This window comes from Mesorhizobium sp. CNPSo 4661 (assembly GCF_057784215.1).
This window is the reverse complement of record NZ_JBWGIO010000004.1, coordinates 314,861-331,006: the sequence shown is the minus strand read 5'-3', so window position 1 is coordinate 331,006 and position 16,146 is coordinate 314,861. Positions and strand designations below refer to the sequence as shown.

Annotated in this window: 14 protein-coding genes; all 14 read right to left on the bottom strand. The window is 64.2% G+C overall.

Annotation, left to right across the window (positions count from 1 at the left end; translation table 11 throughout):
• Position 1: 1 nt before the first annotated feature.
• The gene (locus tag AC0YKC_RS08245; RefSeq protein ID WP_488510748.1) at positions 2-796 is read right to left on the bottom strand and encodes an ABC transporter ATP-binding protein; all 795 of its coding nucleotides are present in this window, start codon (positions 794-796) and stop codon (positions 2-4) included.
• Positions 793-1,569 carry an ABC transporter permease gene (locus AC0YKC_RS08240; protein ID WP_434723212.1) on the bottom strand — a complete coding sequence of 259 codons (777 nt, stop codon included), beginning with the start codon at positions 1,567-1,569 and terminating at the stop codon, positions 793-795. Before AC0YKC_RS08240 ends, AC0YKC_RS08245 begins: the two co-directional genes overlap by 4 nt.
• 67 nt (positions 1,570-1,636) lie before the next feature.
• On the bottom strand, positions 1,637-2,587 hold the full coding sequence (locus tag AC0YKC_RS08235) for an ABC transporter substrate-binding protein (RefSeq protein ID WP_488510747.1): 951 nt from the start codon (positions 2,585-2,587) through the stop codon (positions 1,637-1,639).
• A gap of 112 nt (positions 2,588-2,699) precedes the next feature.
• A complete protein-coding gene (locus AC0YKC_RS08230; RefSeq protein ID WP_488510746.1) occupies positions 2,700-3,542 on the bottom strand; it encodes a DUF1194 domain-containing protein in 843 nt (280 codons plus the stop codon).
• Positions 3,543-3,621: 79 nt separating this feature from the next.
• Positions 3,622-4,563: a phosphoribosylaminoimidazolesuccinocarboxamide synthase gene (locus AC0YKC_RS08225; protein ID WP_488510745.1), complete on the bottom strand. Its 942-nt coding sequence runs from the start codon at positions 4,561-4,563 to the stop codon at positions 3,622-3,624.
• 59 nt (positions 4,564-4,622) lie between these two features.
• The gene (locus tag AC0YKC_RS08220) at positions 4,623-5,387 is read right to left on the bottom strand and encodes a site-2 protease family protein (RefSeq protein WP_488510744.1); all 765 of its coding nucleotides are present in this window, start codon (positions 5,385-5,387) and stop codon (positions 4,623-4,625) included.
• Positions 5,388-5,484: 97 nt separating this feature from the next.
• The gene (locus AC0YKC_RS08215) at positions 5,485-8,046 is read right to left on the bottom strand and encodes a GcvT family protein (RefSeq protein ID WP_488510743.1); all 2,562 of its coding nucleotides are present in this window, start codon (positions 8,044-8,046) and stop codon (positions 5,485-5,487) included.
• A 143-nt stretch (positions 8,047-8,189) separates the two neighbouring features.
• Positions 8,190-8,948, bottom strand: coding sequence for an FkbM family methyltransferase (locus AC0YKC_RS08210; RefSeq protein WP_488510742.1), 759 nt, complete (start codon positions 8,946-8,948; stop codon positions 8,190-8,192).
• Positions 8,945-10,177, bottom strand: a complete 1,233-nt coding sequence (locus AC0YKC_RS08205) for a hypothetical protein (protein ID WP_488510741.1) — start codon at positions 10,175-10,177, stop codon at positions 8,945-8,947. The genes AC0YKC_RS08210 and AC0YKC_RS08205 overlap by 4 nt, the downstream gene beginning before the upstream one ends.
• A 12-nt stretch (positions 10,178-10,189) precedes the next feature.
• Complete coding sequence (locus AC0YKC_RS08200) at positions 10,190-11,665, bottom strand: aspartate aminotransferase family protein (protein WP_488510739.1); 1,476 nt, start codon at positions 11,663-11,665, stop codon at positions 10,190-10,192.
• Between the two features lie 22 nt (positions 11,666-11,687).
• On the bottom strand, positions 11,688-12,695 hold the full coding sequence (locus AC0YKC_RS08195) for an NAD-dependent epimerase/dehydratase family protein (protein ID WP_488510738.1): 1,008 nt from the start codon (positions 12,693-12,695) through the stop codon (positions 11,688-11,690).
• Positions 12,692-13,126: an EamA family transporter gene (locus AC0YKC_RS08190; RefSeq protein ID WP_488510737.1), complete on the bottom strand. Its 435-nt coding sequence runs from the start codon at positions 13,124-13,126 to the stop codon at positions 12,692-12,694. Before AC0YKC_RS08190 ends, AC0YKC_RS08195 begins: the two co-directional genes overlap by 4 nt.
• 121 nt (positions 13,127-13,247) lie before the next feature.
• Complete coding sequence (locus AC0YKC_RS08185) at positions 13,248-14,600, bottom strand: FAD-binding oxidoreductase (protein WP_488510736.1); 1,353 nt, start codon at positions 14,598-14,600, stop codon at positions 13,248-13,250.
• On the bottom strand, positions 14,600-16,033 hold the full coding sequence (locus tag AC0YKC_RS08180) for a UbiA family prenyltransferase (protein ID WP_488510735.1): 1,434 nt from the start codon (positions 16,031-16,033) through the stop codon (positions 14,600-14,602). Before AC0YKC_RS08180 ends, AC0YKC_RS08185 begins: the two co-directional genes overlap by 1 nt.
• Positions 16,034-16,146: the final 113 nt, after the last annotated feature.

The following is a 16,146-nucleotide window of genomic DNA, read 5'->3' as shown; positions in this document are numbered from 1 at the left end:
ACTATCCCGCAGGCTGCGTCTGCGCCGTCCGCATCGCCTCGATGCGGATGTCTTCGGTGAGTTGTGCCTTAAGTAACGAGAATTCCGGGCTGGTCTTCAGCGTGTAGTGGCGCGGATGCGGCAGGTCGACCGCCACGTCCGACTTGATGCGGCCGGGCCGGGCGCTCATCACGATCACCCGCGACGCCATGAAGATCGCCTCCTCGATGTCGTGGGTGACGAACAGCACCGTCTTCTTGCGCCGCTCCCAGATGCCGAGCAGCAATTCCTGCATCAGCCCGCGCGTCTGGTTGTCCAGCGCGCCGAACGGCTCGTCGAGCAGCAGGATCGCGGGGTCGTTGGCGAGAGCGCGCGCGATTGCCGTGCGCTGCTGCATGCCGCCCGACAGCTGTTTCGGCCAATGGTTCTCAAACCCCTTCAGGCCGACGAGATCGACATAGGAAGCGACGATCTCGTTGCGCTCGCGCTCGGGCCTGCCTTGCTCGCGCAGGCCGAAGCCGATGTTTTCGGCGACCGTCAGCCAGGGAAACAAGGTGTAGGACTGGAACACCATGCCGCGATCCGGTCCCGGCCTGGTGACCGCCTTGCCGTCGAGCAGCACCTTACCCGTGCTTGGCGCCTCCAGCCCGGCGACGATCCTGAGCAGGGTAGACTTGCCGCAACCGGACGGCCCCAGGATGGTGATGAAATCATTGGCCGCGACCGCGAGGTCGACCGGCTGCAGCGCCCGCACCGGCTCCCCGCCCCTGACCCCGGCAAAAGTCCGCGAAACGCCCTCGATGAGAAGCTTGCTCACGCCAGGCTCCATGGATAGAGCCAGCGGTTGAGCGCCTTGAAGGCGAAATCGGACAGAAGCCCGATCAGCCCGATGACGATGATGCCGAAGATGATCTGCCCCGTCGCCAGCCGCGACTGGCTGTTGATGATCATGTAGCCGATGCCCGACGAGGAGCCGATCAGCTCGGCGACGATCACATAGGTCCAAGCCCAGCCGAGCACCAGCCGCAGCGTCTCGGCAATCTCCGGCGCGTTGGCGGGCACGACGACGCGCTTGACGATGCCGTTGTCGTTCGCCCCCAGCGTATAGGCGGCCTCGACCAGGTCGCGGCGCGTGGCGCCGACCTTGACCGCGATGATCAAAATGATCTGGAACACCGAGCCGACGAAGATCACCAGGAGCTTCTCCAGCTCGCCGATGCCGGCCCACAGGATGAGCAGCGGGATGAAGGCGGATGCCGGCAGGTAGCGCGCGAACGACACGAACGGCTCGAGGAAGGCTTCGACCGGCTTCCAGGCGCCCATGGCGATGCCGATCGGCACCGCGACGACCGAAGCCAGCACGAAACCGCCGAAGACACGCCAGATGGTGATCAGGATATCCAGCCAGAAGCCATCCTCGGTGAGCAGCCGCCAGCCATCTTTCAGCATCGACAGCGGATCGGCGAGGAAGATCCGGTTCACATGGCCGCCGAGCGTGATCCACGCCCAGAAGGCCACGAACAGCACGAAGAAGGCGATGCCGAGCACGGTTCGCGTGCCCGGCTGAACGGGGTGCAAGGGACGCAACATCGGGCCCTGTCCTTGAGGAGAAAAACCGATGGCGGCCTGGCGCCGCCACCGATTGGAGGACGCGCAATCAGTTGGCGACCGCGCTGGTGTCGGCAAGCGTCGTCACATCAGGCACTTCCTTGATCAACCCCATCTGCAGCAGGAGTTCGGCCGCGGTCTTGGAAAAGTCCTGGAAATCCTTGGTGAAGAACTGCTTGTTCTCCTCCTTGTCTGCCCATTTCAGGTATTTGGCCGAGTCCTCGAACTCCTTGGCGGACTGCTTCACGTCGGCGCCCATGATCTCGTAGGATTTCTGCGGGTCCTTCTTGATCAGGTCGAGCGCGTCGAAATAGCTGTCGGCGAGCGCCTTGGCGGCATCGGGATTGGCCTTGAGGAAGTCCGGCGTGCAGCCGACGGTATCCAGCACCATCGGATAGTCGAGCGTGGTCGCCAGGATATGGCCCTGGTCGGCCTTGTCGCGCACGGCGGAGATGAACGGCTCATAGGTGACGGCGGCATCGTTCTGGCCGGCGAGGAAGGCTTGCGCCGCCGCGTCCGGCTCCAGGTTCACGACCGTGACGTCCTTGGTCGACATGCCGTTCTTGTTCAGCACCCAGGCGAGCAGGAAATAGGGCGAGGTTCCAGGCGCGGACGAGGCGACATTCTTACCCTTGAGGTCGGCGACGGTCTTGATGTCGTTGCGCACGACGATGCCGTCGGCGCCGTAGGATTTGTCGAGCTGGAAGATCTGCTTGGTGGTGACGCCGCTGGCGTTCCACACCATCCAGGTCTCGACCGTGGTCGCCGCGCATTGCAAATCACCGCTGGCGATCGCCAGCGGGCGGCTCGCCTGCGGCACTTTCTTGAGCGTGACGTCCAGCCCGTGCTTTTCGAAAAGCCCGGCCTGCTTGGCCAAAGTCAACGGCGCGAAGCCTGTCCAGCCGCTGATGCCGATGGTGAGCGACGTGGCGGCCATCGCCGGCACGCTGAGCACGGCCGCCGCCGTCAGCGCCGCCGCGAAAATGGTGGTCCTGTTCATTGTGGTTCCCCTTTTTTGTGGTGAGCGCAAATTGTCTCACAGACGCCAAAAGGCTTGTCAATGAAGCAGACGCCGCACTCGACGATGGTCCAATCCGACGCTTCCCGATCCGTCAGGGCATGCCCCAGCCGCGGTTGCGCCACATCTTCTCGCCAGCCAGGCAGTCGGCGGCAGGTTTGTCGTCGGCGAGCACGACCGGCGGATGCGCGGCCTCTTCCGCCGCCCATTGCGGCGAAGCGGGGCCGGCAAGCTCAAGCACCAGCTTGCGGCGGATCGCTTCGGGGAACTGCGTCCAGTCATTGACCGGGATCATGAAGGCGCCCGGTCCGCCAATGACGCAGTCGCTGTAATAACGGTCGAGATTTTCCACATCGAAGGCGCCGCTGAAACCGCCGCGCGTCATCAGCGGCAGGCCGTTGATGGTGATGCCTTGCCTGACCACCTCGTCGCGCGTGAGGTCGACCGGCGCGCCCTGGTTGTTGGGTCCGTCGCCCGAAACGTCGATGACGCGCTTCGTGCCTTGAAAGCCACTCTCGGCGAACAGGTCGCTGCCGAAGCTCAGCGCGCCGGAGATCGAGGTGCGCCGGGCGCTGTCCGGCGGCCGTGCATTGAGTTGCGCCACCACCCTCTCGGCGTCGGCGCGATTGGCGATCACCGTCCACGGCACGATGACGCGCTGCCAGGTCGTGCCCGCCCATTCGACATAGGTGACGGCGATCTTGCCATAGGCGCCGTCGGCGATGGCCTTCAGCACATTGTCATGCGTCAGCGCCGCCGCATAACCGTGGCGCTGGATCTCCAGCTCGGCCGGCGACATGGAAAGCGAAACGTCGACCGCCAGCACCAGTTCGACATCGACCGGCTCGGCGGGAGAAGCTGGCGGCGCCAGCCAAAGCGCCAGCGCCAGCGCGGCACTGCCTGAAAGGATATGCCTTGCACGGGCATAAGCAGACATGGAGGAAGGTTAGGCGAAAATCGCCGCGCGCAAAAGCCGGGAATTCCGGGGCGCCGGGTTCCGACCGCGCGGGACCTTCCTAGAAATAGCGCGCGAGATTCGAACGGATGCGTTCCAGCACTGTATCGCCGGAAAGGTCGGGCACGAATTTCACGCCGGTGATCGCCTCATAGGCCTGGATATAGACCGCCGAGGCCTGGTTGACGATTTCGTCCGGAATTTTGGGAATCGGGTCCTTGTAGGGATCGCAGCGCGCCGACACCCAGGAGCGGACAAAATCCTTGTCGAAGCTCCGCGGCCGCCCGCCGCTTTCGAACGCCTCGTCGTAGCTCGCCGCGATCCAGTAGCGGCTGCTGTCGGGCGTGTGGATTTCGTCCGCAAGCACGATGGTGCCGTCCGGCGCTGTGCCGAATTCATATTTGGTGTCGGCCAGGATCAGGCCGCGTTCGGCGGCGCGCTGCTGGCCGCGCGCGAACAACTGCAGCGCATAGCGCGATACGGTGTCCCACTGCGCCTGCGTGAGCAGCCGCTCCGCGATGATCTCGGCTTCCGACAGCGGCTCGTCATGGCCGCCATGGGCAGCCTTGCTGGTCGGCGTGATGATCGCTTGCGGCAGCTTTTCGTTGTCGCGCAGCCCATCCGGAAAACTGTGGCCGTAGAAGCTCCGCTCGCCCTTCCTGTACTTGGTCAGGATCGAGGTGCTGGTGGTTCCCGCGAGATAGCCGCGCACCACGATCTCGACCGGCAGCATGTCGAGCCGCGTGCCGACGACGACATTGGGGTCGGGATATTCCAGCACATGGTTGGGACAGATGTCGGCGGTTTCCTCGAACCAGTAGCGCGCCGTCTGGGTCAGCACCTCTCCCTTGAACGGGATCGAGGCCAGGATCGTGTCGAACGCGCTCAGACGATCGGTGGCGATGATGATGCGGCGCCCGTCCGGCAGATCGTAATTTTCGCGCACCTTGCCATTGTAGCGGTTGGGCAGTTCGGGAATGAAGGCGTCGGACAGGATGCGCATGGGCGTGTTGCTTTCACGGGCTTCTGATCGGGCCACATAAGCCGCTGGCCCCCTGCACATCAAGCCGGATGCTGCGGAACGGGCTTCTTGTTGCCGGCAGCGCGAAACGCCCGCCAGTTCGGCCCGAAGGACGGCGGAATCCACACCAGGATACCGGCTGTGGCCGCAGCCACAATGACCGCGAAACGCAGTATGGAAAGCACGACGCCGCAGAAGCCGACGATCCGCGTGGCGGTATCAGTGCCGAAGCGCGGCACAAGCAGATGCCTGGCGATCGCTCCGCCATCGAGTGGATAGGCCGGAAGAAGGTTGAGAATGGCCAGAACCGCATTCACCAGGGCGCCAAGCCAAAGCGTCCACTCAAGAAGCGTGCCCGGTCTCGGCAGCGGCGAACTGAAAAGACCGTCCGGATCGACCGGCAACAAGGGCCGGGCAAAAAGGTAATAGGCAGTTGCGAAACCCGCCGCCAGGACGATGTTCACCAGCGGCCCGGCGAAGGAGATCCACGCCCAGCCATAATGCGAAGCCACGCCGGGCTTGAACCAGGCAATTCCGCCGAAGAGGTAGAGGTCTATCCGTTGGGTGCCGATGCCTTGTCGCCGCGCTGCCCAGACATGGGCAAGCTCATGCAGAAACACCGACAGGAACAAAAGCGCGGCAAAGACGAGGGTATGGGTTAGAGCGGCCTGTGGACGCCTCGACCACTCATGCAGGAACGGCAAGGCGGCGGGAATGGCAAAGGTCCAGCTGACGCGAACGGGAATGTTCCCCTTCATCGTGAAGACGAATGCGTCGTTCTTCCTGTCCCAGCCGAACCACTGCAAGCTGACCACTCCGCCCAGCGCAACGCTATGCGAGAATCCTGCCGCGCAAAAGCAAAAAGCCCGACCGAGGTCGGGCTTTGCGTTCATCGCCTAGCTCTCAGCTTCTCGGCTTGAGGTTCTCCGGGTCATAGAGCGGCTTGTAGCCGACGCCGGCCACCTCGACCGGATAGGTTTCGCCAAAATACTCGACCTGCAGCTTGCGGCCTTCCTGGGCGAAGGCCCAGGGCAGATAGGCGAGCGCGATGTTCTTGCCGATCGTCGGACCATAGGCGACCGAGGTGGTGAAGGAGCGGCGGCCGAGCTCGTCGACCAGCGTCTCGCCGGTCGCGGGGTCCTGCACCGGCATGGTGCCGACCGGATAGCGCGCGACGCCCTTGGAATCGGTGTTCTCGGTCATCACCAGCGTGCACAGCATCGCCGGCTGGTGCTCGCGGGCGCGATATTCCAGATGCTTGGCCTTGCCGCAGAAGTCGTTCTCCTTGACCTTCGGGCGGGCAAGGTCGGCCTCGAGCAGATTGTACTCGGTGAGCAGGTCGGCGTTCTGCAGCCGCAGGCTCTTTTCCATGCGGCGCGTGTTGGCGTAGGTCTCGACGCCGAAAGGCATGACGCCGGTCGAGCGCAGCGCATCCCAGACGGACAGCCCGTCCTCGTAACGCATATGCAGTTCCCAGCCCTGCTCGCCGACATAGGAGATGCGGAAGGCGGTGACGTCCTTGCCGCCGATGCGGATCGGCTTGATCGCCGCGAACGCGAAATTCTCCGGGGTCAGGCCGTTCGGGTCCTCGACCACCTTCTGCAGGGTCGTGCGGGCGTTCGGCCCCCAGATGCCGATGGTGACGTATTTCTCGGTCACGTCGGTGACGGTGGCATCGAACCCTTTGTCCTGCGCGGTGCGCTGCATGTAGCGGAAGTCGCGCGGGCCTGCGTCGGCGCCATCGATCACCCGGCAGCGGTCGGCCATGCGGATGACCGTGAAGTCGGCGCGCACCATGCCTTTCTCGTCGAGGAAGTGGGTGTAGATGCCCTTGCCGATATTGTTGTCGCCGCCGATCTTGGCCGCGCACAGCCATTCGAGCAGCGCGACATGGTCGGGGCCTTCGACGTCATACATCGAGAAGTGCGAGAGGTTGACGATGCCGCAATCCTCGCTCATCGCCAGATGCTCGGCATTGGAGACGCGCCAGAAATGGCGGTTGTCCCATTCGTTCTCGCGCACCGGCACGCGGTTGCCGTACTTCTCCAGCAGGTGCTCATTGGCGGCGTAGCCGTGCGCGCGCTCCCAGCCGCCCAGCTCCATGAAATAGCCGCCGAGCTCCTTCTCGCGCTCCCAGAACGGCGAGCGGCGGATGTTGCGGCCCTTGGAGAAGGGCTCGCGCGGATGCACCGCCGGATTGTAGACCTTCCTCGCCGTCTCGGTGCAGCGATCCCAGATGAACTGTTCCTGAGTCTGATGCGGATAGAAGCGCGAATAGTCGATCGCATGATGGTCGACCTCAGTCCTGCCATCGGTCATCCAGTCGGCGATCAGCTTGCCCATGCCCGGGCCGTCCTTGACCCAGATGGCGACAGCGTACCACAGCCCCCTCACCTTCTGGCTTTCGCCCATGGACGGGCCGCCATCGGTGGTCACCTGTAAGAGGCCGTTAAAAGAGTGGCCTTCATTGTAGCCGAGCTCGCCGAGGATCGGCGTCAGCTCCATGGCGCGCTCCAGCGGCGCCATGATCTGCTCCATGTCGAGGTCGCGCTGCGACGGCGAAAGCCGCGCCTGGTCTTTTTCGAGCAGGTCGCGCGGGTGGCACAGACGCGGATTGGTCTCCTCGTAATAGCCCCATTCGATCTGCCCGCCCTCGGCGGTCTTGGGATCGCCGGTGTCGCGCATATAGGCCGAGTTGCCCTGGTCGCGCAGCAGCGGCCAGCCGATCTCCTTGCCGGTGCCGGCGAACTCGTTGTAGGGGCCGAAGAAGGTGAGCGGATGGTCGATCGGCATCACCGGCAGGTCTTCGCCGACCAGAGCCGCGGTCAGACGGCCCCAGATGCCGGTGCAGACCACGACATAATCGGCCTCGATCGTGCCGCGCTCGGTCACCACGCCCTTGATACGGCCGTTCTCGACGATCAACTCCTTGGCCGAAGTGTTGGCGAAAGCCTGGAGCTTGCCGGAAGCCACCCCTTGGTCGACCAGCTTGCCGGCCACCGTCTGCGAGCGCGGGATGACGAGACCGGCATCCGGATCCCACAGGCCGCCTTGCACCAGATGCTCCTCGATCAGCGGAAACTTTTCCTTTATCTCGGCCGGCTCGATCAGCCGCGCGCGAGTGCCGAAGGATTTGGCCGAGGCGATCTTGCGCTTGATCTCGTCCATGCGGGCGTCGTCGCCGACGCGCGCCACTTCGAGACCGCCGACGCGCGCGTAGTGGCCCATCTTCTCGTAGAAATCGATCGAGTAGAGCGTCGTCCAGCACGACAGGAAATCGTGGCTGGTCGTGTAGCAGAAATCCGAGGCATGCGCGGTCGAGCCGATATCGGTCGGGATGCCCGATTTATCGATGCCGACGATGTCGTCCCAGCCGCGCTCGATCAGGTGATGCGCGACCGACGCGCCGACGATACCGCCCAGGCCGACGATGACGACCTTCGCCTTTTTCGGAAACTCTGCCATTGCCCGCGACTCCAAGGGGATAGACGGGCGCGTTTGGGCGCCCTTCGAATGGCGCACAATATGCAGAGGACGCGGATTGAGCTACCGCCTGTTTGCGACACGCCGCAAGTGCGGCGCGACGACTCGTGCAGGGGTGTTTCTTTTCAGGCGAAGGCCCAGATGTCCTCGGCCTGGAAGCCGACCTGGTAGCCCGCGGTCTTGAGCTTGACCACGACCTGGCCGATCTCGGCGGCCGGCAGCGCGCCGACCTCGATCTTGATCATGCCGGGGCGGTAGCGCTCGAGGTCGAGTTGGTCGAACACCATCCAGTCGGCGCCCTCGCAGTCGACCAGGAAAGCGTCGATATGGCGAATGCCGTTGCGGTCGAGCAGCGTCTGCAGGGTCTCCGACGGCACCTCGATGTCCTTCAGATGCGGCACGAACTTGTTGAAGTTGGCGTCGGCCTCGCCCCAGGCGTTCTTGCCCGACATCAGGTTGGTGTCGGTGACCGACGAGCAGCCGATGAACTCGATCGGCAGCGTGCCGGCTTCGAGCGCCGCGGCATCGAAGGTGTGGACCGTGATCGTGCCCTTGGTCCTGGTCACCGCCACCGGCTCGATGATGAAGCGGCCGGCATCCGGGTAATTGGCGCGAAGCCGCTTCTGATTGTAGGGGATCGGCTCGACCAGCATGGCGCGCGCCCCGGGAATCCGGTGCAGCCAGGGCGTCACGTCGTCGAACAGCGCGCCGTCGCAGGCGCCGACATTGACCATCTGGAACGGTTGGCCACTGCCGCCGAAACGTGCCTTGAGCGCCGCCTTGGCCAGGAATTTCGTGCCGTGCAAGGAGGGGCCGCGATCGAGCAGGCCGGCCGGAAGACCGAGCGACAGAAGAACACGCGCGAGGCTGGACAGCGAGCTCATGACTTGTCTCCGGAAATGACCTGCGGCGCAGCGCGCCGGCCGCCCTGGCTCGCCGCCGCCCACAGCGCCATCAGCGGCGCGGTAAGCAGCAGGAAGGGCGGCAAAAGATTGGGGAAATAGATGCGGGTGTCGTGGATGGGGAAAACGGTGAACTTCGCCAGCACGCCGAGTACCAGCGCCGCCAGCAGGACACCGGCGCGGCGGTCGAGCCGGAAGCCGGCGCGGTTCAAGCCGAACCAGCCGGCCAACGCCAGGACCGAGACGCCGACCCAGCTGTTGACGCTGATGGCGCGCACCACCGACGCGGCGAAAGCCTTGAGATAGGCGGTCACCGAAAATGGCGGCTCGAACCCGTCCATATTGTAATGCTGCTCGATGCTGGAGAACCAAAGATGTGGCCACCAGCCGGGATGCTGGGCCCAGTGCGATATGGCGAAATAGGCGATGAAGGACGCCGCGAAGCCGGCCAGCGCCCCCCATGCCCGCTCGCGGAAAGCGACGAGCAGCACCGCGAAGATGGCAAGGAAGACAATGTTGTCCGGCCGCGCCATGAAGGCCAGGAACAGCAGGATCGCCGTCGCCGCCTCGCGCTTGCGCATATAGGCAAAGGCCCCGCCGAGGAACAGCGCCGAGCATAACAGGTCCGGCGTCGAGGCGCGCGCCGCGTCGCCGAAATCGGCCATGATCAGGATCGCGCCGACGACCGGCGCCAGCGCCAGCGCGCCTTGTGCGCGCAGCCAGGCGAGCGTGATGGCGCCGAACAGAAGCACCGAGAACACCTGCACCAGCCGCATCGCCTCGACCGGCGAGACGGCATGGCTGAGGCTGGACAGGATCTCGGCGTAGAGGAACTTGATCCGGTACATGCCGAGCAGCGAGTGGAAGTCGGCGGCGTTGTCGCTCATGTGGCTGCGGAAGCCGCCGCCATCGTCGGTCAATGTCTTGTAGTCGCCGGCCGACACGCCGGCCTTGACCGTGCTGTAGGCATAATCATGCAGCGCCTGCGGATTGGGATAGGCGCCCTCCTCGGCGATCGCCAGATAGGGCAGCATGTCCCAGTTGGCGTCGGGCATGAACCAGGCGGTCGCGGCGGTCAGCAGGATATAGAGCGAAAAAGTGATCGCCCCGATCGACGCGGCCCATTTCGCGTAAGCCCCCTCGCCCCACGCCAGGCCGGCGCCGGTCAGCCGTTCCAGCGGATTGGTCGGAGCGGACGGCCTGGTCAGCATGCTCGGCGGCCTCTACTTGCCGACCTGGCTTTTCACGAAATCCTTCACGATTCCCACGATGCCGCGCGACAACAGGCTGTCGAAGGCATCGACGAAGCGGTCGACATGCTCGGGCTGGCAGATCAGCGGCGGCTCGAGCCGGATGACGTTGCGGTTGTACTCGGTGAAGGCCACGAGCACGTCGTAGTCACGCAACAAGAGCGAGCCGACGAAACCCGACAGCGAGCCCTTCAGCTTGTCGTCGAGCACGCTCACCACCGGTCTGAGCACCATCGGCAGGGTCTGCGAGAAATCGTGGAACTCGAGCCCGATCATGAAACCCTTGCCGCGCACGTCCTTGATGATCTTCGGGTATTTTTCCTTCAGCGCCCGCAGCCGCTGCAGAAGGTAGTCGCCGGTCGAGGCGGCGTTGTCGATCAGCCCCTCGTCATAAAGCACGTTGATGCCCTCGATCGCGGTGACGCAGGCCTCGCCCATGCCGCCGAACGTCGCCATGGCGTGAATCATCGCCGTCTTCGGCGTGCCATAGGCCTTCATGTAGACCTCGCGCCTGGCGATCATGGCGCCGACGGCCGCCTTGCCGGCGCCGAGCGACTTGGCCAGCGCCGTCACGTCCGGCACCACGCCATAATGCTCGAAGGCGTAGAACCGGCCCGAGCGGCCATAGCCGCACTGCACCTCGTCGGCGACCCACAGCACGCCATGCCGGTCGCACAGCGCGCGCAGCTTCTGCCAATATTCCGTCGGCGCCTGGATGATGCCGCCGCCGCCCTGGATGGTTTCGAGCACGATGACGCCGATCTCGGGATCGCTCTTGAACAGGCGCTCGACGGCGTCGATGTCGGCGAAGGGAACGCGCACGACATTGTCGGCCACCTTGAAGTCGGCGCGGTAGAGCTGGCCGTCGGTGATCGCCAGCACGCCCTTGGTCTTGCCGTGGAAGGAATTCTCGGCATAGACGATTTTCGGCCGCTTCGGACCCGCCGCCCGCTCGGCGAGCTTCACCGCCGCTTCCATGGCCTCCGAGCCGGACGAGCCGAGGAACACCATGTCGAGGTCGCCGGGCGAGCATTTGGCGATGTTGTGCGCAAGCGCTGCCGCATACTGCGACATGAAGGCAATCGCGATCTCCTGGCGCTTCTCCTCCTGGAATTTCCTGCGGGCTTCCAGGATGCGCGGATGGTTGTGGCCGAAGGCCAGCGAACCGAAGCCGCCGAAGAAATCGAGGATCTTGCGGCCGTTCTGGTCGATGTAGAACATGCCCTCGGCGCGCTCGATCTTCACCTTGTGGAAGCCGAGAAGCTTCATGAAATGCAGCTGTCCGGGGTTGAGATGCGCCTTGAACAGGTCGGTGATGCGGGCGACGTCCATCGCCTTGGCCTGCTCGACGCTGATCAAATCGGGCTTGGCGATGGAGGTTGGCGAAAGCGCCGGCGCGTCGACCAGTGCGCGTGCGCCCGTGTGTTCCGGCTTGGCCATGACGGTCATCTGAAAATCTCCCCTTCGCGCTCTATTCGGCAGGCACGTGTCTGGTGGCGACGGCGTGGCCGTCCTTCTTGGCGCGGTATTCGCTGTAGGCCGCGATCAGCATGTCCTCGTCGCGATATTGCGGCACCCAGCCAAGCTGGCGCTCGGCCTTGGAGACGTCGAGCACGCATTCCTCGTCGGCGATCAGATACTGTTCCGGATCCATGATCGGCATGTTGAGCAAATCGAGCAGGTCGAGCGTGCGCTTGACCGCCCAGCCCGGCGTCGGCAGCAGCATCGACTTCGAGCCGGCATGTTTGATCAGGTCGCCGAGCAGTTTCTTCACCGGCGGCGGATTGAGGGAACCCAGATTATAGGCCTCGTTCGGCACGCCGGCCTTCCAGGCCGCGCGCGCGGCCTCCGCACAGTCGAACACCGAGATGAACTGATAAGGGTTCCTGCCCGAGCCGATCATCGGCACCGGAAGGTTCCAGTCGACAAGCTTGAACAGCTTTTCCAGGATGCCGAGGCGTCCGGGGCCGATGATCAGGCGCGGCCTGAACAGCGAGATCGACATGCCGCGCTTGCGCCATTCGGCGGCGACCTCCTCGGTCTTCAGCTTCGACAGCCCGTACTCGCCGAGCGGCGAGACCGGATGATCCTCGGTCATCGGCAGCACCATCGTGTGGCCGTAGATCATGTCGGTCGTATAGTGGACCAGTTTCGCGGCGCCGGCCCTGTCCATCGCTTGCATGATGTTCTCGGTGCCGTGGAAATTCACCGGGAAGAAGAAATCATGCCGCTTGGCGCGCACCTGGATCGGCGACAGCATCTTGGCCGACAAATTGTAGACCATGTCGTCGGCCTTGAGCCCGACCGCCGCGACCGAGCCCGGATCGGTGACGTCGCAGGTGACGAAGCGCATGGAGCGGTAATGCGGCAGGTCGCTCTTGACGATGTCGGCGACGACGACGGTCTCGCCGTCCGCGACAAGCTTGGGGGCAAGGTGACGGCCGACGAAGCCGTCGCCGCCGAAAATCACATGTCTCATCGAACGATCTCGCTTGTGCCGATCTTGTCGGGATTGATGGATGCGGTCTGGTCCTCATGCCCGCGCCCACTCTGCGCAATCAGGATCGTGCCGACGCAGATGCACGCGATGCCGGCGATGCGCCAACCATTCAGGTCCTCGCGGAAGACGAAATAGGCAAAGATCGCCACGGCGACATAGGCGAGGCTGAGGAACGGATAGGCGAAGCTGAGCTCGACCTTGGACAGCACATAAAGATGCGACGCCATCGAGATGACGAAGGTGCACAAGCCCAGGAACACCCACGGGCTGAACACGATCTGCAAGAGCTTGACGAGCGGATTGACGCCTTCGAAGGAGATCGGCCCCATAGACATCATGCCCTGCTTCAGCATCAGCTGCGCCGCGGCATTGGTCATGACCGTGAAGAGAATGAAGATTATGTATTTCATTGTTGCCACCCGCCCCTTGGCGGTCCTATTACAAACCTGAAAATATTTCGTGAAGCCCGACCGGTGTTTTGAGTAAACCATGGCGTAATGTTTTATTTACCATGATTTATTCGATTTTTATCTATTCCGCGGCTTCCGAGACTCCACTCCTTACATCCAGTTTTTTCGCCGTCCGCGCCCAGAAGCTCGACAGGAACGCCGGGTCGCGAAGCGCCTCCAACCGCTGCCATTGCGGGAACGACGCGGCAAAGATTTCAGGCCCCATCCGGGCGTCCTTGTAGGGGTTCACCGCCCCGCCCGCCTCGACGGCGACGCGATCGAGCTCGGCAAGCAGCCGCAACGTCCTTTCGCCCCGGTTGGGGAAATCGAGCGTCAGCGTGTAGCCGGACCGCGGGAACGACAGCAGCGCCGGCGAGCGGACATCGCCGAAGCGCTTGAGCACTGTGAGGAAGGACCCTTCGCCCGCCCGCCGTGCCGCCTCGAGCAGCGCCGGCACGATGCGACGCGCATTGGCCTCCGGCACCACGCTTTGGTGCTGGAAAAGCCCGCGCGGCCCGTACAGCCGGTTCCAGTCGCGGATGCCGTCGAGCGGAAAGAAGAAGCCCTGATAGCTCGCCTGGCGCGGAGCAGCGGACTTGCCCTTTTTCCAGCGATAGGCCGCATTGAAGACGGTAAGGAAAGGCCGGTTGAGGACATTGAAGGGCGGCCGCACCGGCACGGAAAGCCGGCTGCCGGCACCCGCCGCGGCGTGCGAGCCGTGCTCGGCATGGTTGCCGGTGAACAAAAGCCCGCGCCCGCGGCCGTGGCCGCCGGCAAGCTGATCGATCCAGGCGACCGCATATTCGTTGGCCTGGTCGGCAGCCTCGGCAAGATCGAAGAACTCGCCGAGATCGCGAAACCGCGTCGCCTTTTCCGTTATGTCGAGCGAGGGCACCCGCATCAGCTTGATCGATGCCGACAGTATCAGTCCGGTCAGCCCCATGCCGCCGATCGTTGCCGCGAACAGGCGGACATTGTCGGTCTGCGAGCAGCGATAGGTTCGGCCGTCGGACCGAAGCAGCGTCAGGGCTTCGACATGGCAGCCGAAGGTGCCGCGCCGATGGTGGTTCTTGCCGTGCACGTCGTTGGCGATCGCGCCGCCCAGCGTCACGAACTGCGTGCCTGGAACCACGGCCGGAAAGAAGCCGTGGGGTGCGGCGTGGGCGATGATGTCGCAAAGCAGCGTACCGGCATCCGCGTCGAGCACGCCGGTCTCGGCGTTGAAGGAACGGACACGGTTGAGCGGCCGCATGTCGACCACCATGCCGGCATCGTTCTGGCAACTGTCGCCATAGGAGCGGCCATTGCCGTAACCGAGCAGCGATCCGGCTTTCGCCTCGCCGCGCTTCAGCAAGGCGATCGCCTCGTCCGCCGGGATCGCCTTGCGCGCCGGCGGAGTCGCCAGCCCGAAGCTGCCGAAGCGCTCGTGCCCCATCACCAGCCTCCGGCGACGAGGAAGACCGCGCCGATGGCGACGACGATCTGGCTGCGCCAGTCGCGGATGATGAAGACGACCGGATCGTCATGCATCTCGTCGCGACGGGCGAGGATCCAGACGCGCATCGTGAGGTAGAGCACGATCGGCGCCAGCGGCCATATCAGCCAGGGATGCGGATAGAGCTCGCGCACCGCCGGGCTGTCCATATAGAGCGCCAGGACCAGCGCCGAGGAGAAGGCGGAGGCCATGCCGGCCTGGGCGACGATTTCCTGGTCCTCGGTGCGATAGCCGCGGCCGGCGATGCGCTCACCCGGAGGAATGGCCGTGGTGCGCAGTTCGACGAAGCGCTTCACCAGCGCCAGCGACAGGAAAAAGAAGATCGAGAAGGCGAGCAGCCAGAAGGAGACGTCGACGCCGGTGGCCGCCGCACCCGCAAGCACGCGGATCGTGTAGAGGCCGGCAAGCGTCAGCACATCGACCAGAAGCATGCGCTTGAACGAAAGCGAATAGGCGGTAGTGACGGCCATATAGCCCAAAAGCACGCCAAGGAATTCGATCGGCAGGAACAGGCTGGCGGCGATGCCCATCGCGAGCAGCGCGACGATCGCGCCGAGGCCGAACGGAATGGACAACGCACCGCTGGCGAACGGCCGGTTGCGCTTTGTCGGATGCTTGCGGTCGAGCGCGAGGTCGAAGAAGTCGTTGAGGATATAGATGGCGGACGCCACGGCGCTGAAGGAGACGAACGCCAACAGGCACTGCCAGATCATGTTCGGGTTGAAATATTCGTGCGACAGCACCATCGGCACGGCGATCAGCACGTTCTTCAGCCACTGATGCATGCGCAGCATCTTGACGTAGGTCCTGAGCGTCAGCTTCGGCGCGGGCATGGCCTCGGCTTGATGCGCCGCCTGCCAGCGCCTGGCGCTGCGGTCAGGCGCCACCACGAGCGCGTTGCGCGCGGCGTCGAACACTTCGAGATCGTGCCGGCTGTTCCCGGCGTAGTCGAAGCCCGCATCGCCATAGGCAGCGACAAGTGCCGCGCATTTCTTGGCCGAGGTCATGTTGTGCGGGCCGTCGGTCGCCAGCACGCGATCGAAGATGCCGAGATGCGCCGCGATCGCCTCCGCGAACTTGCGCGGCGTTCCTGTCGCCAGCACGATCTTGCGACCCTCCCGGTGCTCGGCGCGCAACCGGTCGACAAGGTCCTGGCGGTAAGGCAGCGAGGCCGGGTCCATGTCGACGCGGCTGGCGATTTCCTGCTTCAGCCGAGCCGGCCCGCCGGTCAGCCAGAGAGGCAGGAGAAAGAGATAGAGCGGGTTTTTCTTGAGCAGGATGAACAGGCCTTCCCACAGAAGGTCCGTTGCAATCAGCGTGCCGTCGAGATCGACCGCAAGCGGAATTGCGTTCCTGTCCGACCTCGCGTCCATTGTCCTGCCCCGATCGAGCGCAGGATCCCGAAATTCCGATCACGGAAAGATCACGCGCCAACTCAACCCACGCCGATGCCGGCGTCCTCGGGTCGGATATAGCGGGTCATGAC

Bases quoted from the DNA above. Each gene is read 5' to 3' on its own strand.
- AC0YKC_RS08180 (WP_488510735.1), bottom strand. From the start codon at position 16,033: ATGGACGCGAGGTCGGACAGGAACGCAATTCCGCTTGCGGTCGATCTC.
- AC0YKC_RS08230 (WP_488510746.1), bottom strand. From the start codon at position 3,542: ATGTCTGCTTATGCCCGTGCAAGGCATATCCTTTCAGGCAGTGCCGCG.
- AC0YKC_RS08215 (WP_488510743.1), bottom strand. From the start codon at position 8,046: ATGGCAGAGTTTCCGAAAAAGGCGAAGGTCGTCATCGTCGGCCTGGGC.
- AC0YKC_RS08195 (WP_488510738.1), bottom strand. From the start codon at position 12,695: ATGAGACATGTGATTTTCGGCGGCGACGGCTTCGTCGGCCGTCACCTT.
- AC0YKC_RS08235 (WP_488510747.1), bottom strand. From the start codon at position 2,587: ATGAACAGGACCACCATTTTCGCGGCGGCGCTGACGGCGGCGGCCGTG.
- AC0YKC_RS08185 (WP_488510736.1), bottom strand. From the start codon at position 14,600: ATGGGGCACGAGCGCTTCGGCAGCTTCGGGCTGGCGACTCCGCCGGCG.
- AC0YKC_RS08240 (WP_434723212.1), bottom strand. From the start codon at position 1,569: ATGTTGCGTCCCTTGCACCCCGTTCAGCCGGGCACGCGAACCGTGCTC.
- AC0YKC_RS08205 (WP_488510741.1), bottom strand. From the start codon at position 10,177: ATGCTGACCAGGCCGTCCGCTCCGACCAATCCGCTGGAACGGCTGACC.
- AC0YKC_RS08210 (WP_488510742.1), bottom strand. From the start codon at position 8,948: ATGAGCTCGCTGTCCAGCCTCGCGCGTGTTCTTCTGTCGCTCGGTCTT.
- AC0YKC_RS08190 (WP_488510737.1), bottom strand. From the start codon at position 13,126: ATGAAATACATAATCTTCATTCTCTTCACGGTCATGACCAATGCCGCG.
- AC0YKC_RS08200 (WP_488510739.1), bottom strand. From the start codon at position 11,665: ATGACCGTCATGGCCAAGCCGGAACACACGGGCGCACGCGCACTGGTC.
- AC0YKC_RS08225 (WP_488510745.1), bottom strand. From the start codon at position 4,563: ATGCGCATCCTGTCCGACGCCTTCATTCCCGAACTGCCCAACCGCTAC.